Source organism: Actinomycetota bacterium (genome assembly GCA_036280995.1).
Lineage (GTDB): Bacteria > Actinomycetota > CALGFH01 > CALGFH01 > CALGFH01 > CALGFH01.
The window spans coordinates 1-2,805 of sequence record DASUPQ010000941.1; the positions used below are offsets into that span (position 1 = coordinate 1).

Consider the following 2,805-nt stretch of genomic DNA (forward strand, 5'->3'; position numbering starts at 1 on the left):
GCTGACCGCGGTCTGGTTCAGCCCCAGCGCCCGCGCCAGCGACCGGGTCGACCAATGGGTGGCATCGGCGGGGGTGGTCTCCAGGGTGGTGACGATGACCCGTTCGATGTGCTCGTCGCTGAGCTTGCGAGGGGCGCCCGGACGGGGTTCGTCCACCAGTCCCTCCAGCCGGCGGGCCAGGAACCGCGAGCGCCACTTGATGACCGTGGACCGGGCCACCCCCAGGTGCTGGGCGACCTCGGTGTTGCTGCGACCTTCGGCGCAGGCCAGCACGATCCGGCAGCGCTCGGCCAGCGCCTGGCTGGAGGTCCGCCGCCTGGCCCAGCGCTCCAGGGTGGTGCGCTCCTCGTCGGTCAGCGCCAGCTCGGGGAGCTTGGGGCCTCGGCGGCGCGGTCGGATGTCAGCTGTGGCGTCCATCCCTAGACACAAACAAACCGTCCACGCACCAACGACTCAGGACACTAGCCGGGCTCGGTCACCTCCAGGCGCCCCACCCGCAGGCGCCCGATCTCCAGCTCGCCGACCCGCAGCTCGCGGATCACCGCCCGCCGGATCACCAGCCGCCCCACGGCCACCACCCCGAGCGCGACCGCCCCACCCGCCAGCGCCACCACGGCGGCGAACCCGACACTGGACGCCCCCGTGGCGTTCGCGCCGGTCGCGCTTGCGCCGGTCGCCTCCGCCGGGACGCCGGTGGGCTGCCGGTCGACGGATTCCCTGTCCTCTTGCATGTGCCAGCTCCCGCAGCTTGGCCGTCCTTCCGGCGGGGCAGTCTATAGGCTTGGCGTGGGACGGCCCGCGACGGGCCGGTCGTCCACGAGGAGGAGACCCAGGGAGTGGACCAGCCGCCGGAGCAGCCGCCGAAGCCGCAGCCGCAGCCGTGGGGCGGGCAGCCGTGGACGCGGCCACAGCCGCCGCGGGAGCCGCCGCCGCCGCGGGGGTGGGGGGAGCCGCCGGTGCCGCGGCAGCCGTGGGGGTACCGGCCGCCGCCGCCGCGCAAGGCGCCGCGCCCGCCGGGGGCGCCGCCGCCGTGGTACCGGCACCCGGTGGGGATGGTGCTGATCGGGGCGGTCGTGGTGATCGTGGCCGCCCTGATCCTCCCCGCGTTCCTCGTCGGCGGGCCCGACCCGGCGCCGTCGGTCACCACCGGGGGGTTCGGGGCGCCCTCGACGACGGCCGCGCCGGCGGCGCCGACCACCGCGGCCCAGCCGCCGACGGCCTCCGAGCAGCTCCGCCAGGCCGTCCAGGCCGAGCTGGGCGAGGCCGGCGAGGTCACCTCGGTGACGGCCCCGACCGGCGGCGACCAGGTCGCCGTCACCTGGGACATCCGCCGCGCCGGGAGCCAGGGCCTGACCGAGAACAACGCCCGCTTCGGGGTCATGCGCATCATGCGGGCCATCCAGCAGAGCCAGGTCGCCACCGCCGGCGACCCGCCGCGGGTCCGGCTGACCGGGCGCTACCAGCTCCCCGGCGCGGCCGCCCCGGTCACGGTGGTGCGGCTCCGCTTCGAGCCCGGGACCGTGGAGCGGGGCGACTTCGAGGACCGCAACTACCTGGACGCGTTCGAGCTGGCCGACGGCGCCGTCATCCACCCGTCGTTCCGGGGGTAGGTCCCGGTGGGCACTGGGCCGGCCGGGTCGCTGCGGCGCACGCTGCGGCGGTCGGCGCGCCGGCTGGCACGGCGGGTCGACCTCGGCCGGCTGGTCCGGCGGCGCAGCGAAGGGGCACCGCTGGGCCTGCGCACGGCCAAGACCACCCTGGCGGCGGTGATCTCCTGGGAGCTGGCCCTGCGCCTGCCCGGGTCGCAGCCGCCCGTGCTCGCGCCCCTGACCGCCCTGCTGGTCACCCAGCTCACCCTCGTCAAGACGATCACCGGCAGCCTCCAGCGGGTGGCCAGCGTGACCGCCGGGGTGCTGCTGGCGCTGCTCGTGGCCGACGTGCTCGGGCTGCACTGGTGGAGCGTCGGCCTGATCATCTTCGTCTCCCTGGCCATCGGCCAGGTCCTGAAGCTGGGCGCGCACCGGATCGAGGTCCCGATCAGCGCCCTGCTCGTCATGACCCTGGGCGGCACCACAGGGGTCGCCCGCACCCGGGTGCTGGAGACGCTGATCGGCGCCGCGGTCGGGGTGGTCGTCAACGCCGTCCTGGCCCCGCCCGTGTACATCCGGCCGGCCGGCGAGGCCATCTACGGGCTGGCCGACGACATGGCCCGGGTGCTGGAGGGCGTCGCCGCCGACCTCCGCGAGGGCTGGTCGGGCGAGGACGCCTACGAGCGGCTGCTGGAGGCGCGCCAGCTCGACGGCGAGATCGGCGAGACCAGGGAGGCGGTCGGCAAGGCCGAGGACAGCCTGCGCCTCAACCCCCGACGCCGGCTCGTCGGCGACCCCTCCGAGGAGCTGCAGGCCGCCATGACCACCCTGGAGCACTCGGCGATCCTGGTCAGAGGCCTGTGCCGTTCGTTGGTCGGCCTGGACACCCACACCGGCGGCCGCGGCCCCGACCCGGAGCTGCGGGCCGCCATCGGCCGCCTGCTGGCCGAGGTCGCCGACGCCGTCCGCACCTTCGGCGAGCACGTCGCGGCCAGCATCCCCGGCCCCCTGGCCAACCAGGCGCCGCTGCAGCGGGCCCTGGCCAGGGCCCGGGCCGGCCGCGACGACCTGGCCAAGGCCATGGCCACCGGCCCGCGCGATGAACCCGGAGCCTGGCAGGTCTACGGCCACCTGCTGGCCAACGTCGACCGCCTGCTCTCCGAGCTCGACCCCGAGGGCACCACCTGGCCAGGAACCAACCGCCCAGCCTGACTTC

The 2,805-nt window shown here is 75.9% G+C and carries 4 protein-coding genes; 2 read left to right on the forward strand and 2 right to left on the reverse strand.

The window, feature by feature from the left end:
- On the reverse strand, positions 1 to 417 hold a 417-nt coding region (locus VF468_31295), incomplete at its 3' end, for a helix-turn-helix domain-containing protein (protein HEX5882772.1).
- A 44-nt stretch (positions 418 to 461) separates the two neighbouring features.
- Complete coding sequence (locus VF468_31300) at positions 462 to 731, reverse strand: hypothetical protein (GenBank protein ID HEX5882773.1); 270 nt, start codon at positions 729 to 731, stop codon at positions 462 to 464.
- 225 nt (positions 732 to 956) lie between these two features.
- On the opposite strand from VF468_31300, the gene VF468_31305 reads away from it, so the two are divergent.
- On the forward strand, positions 957 to 1,610 hold the full coding sequence (locus VF468_31305) for a hypothetical protein (GenBank protein HEX5882774.1): 654 nt from the start codon (positions 957 to 959) through the stop codon (positions 1,608 to 1,610).
- Positions 1,611 to 1,616: 6 nt separating this feature from the next.
- Positions 1,617 to 2,801 (forward strand): aromatic acid exporter family protein, encoded by a 1,185-nt coding sequence (locus tag VF468_31310; GenBank protein ID HEX5882775.1) that lies wholly within the window; start codon positions 1,617 to 1,619, stop codon positions 2,799 to 2,801.
- The last annotated feature ends 4 nt before the right edge of the window (positions 2,802 to 2,805 follow it).

What these genes read in the sequence shown, in the direction of transcription:
- VF468_31300 (HEX5882773.1), bottom strand. Translation starts at nt 731, where the DNA reads ATGCAAGAGGACAGGGAATCCGTCGACCGGCAGCCCACCGGCGTCCCG.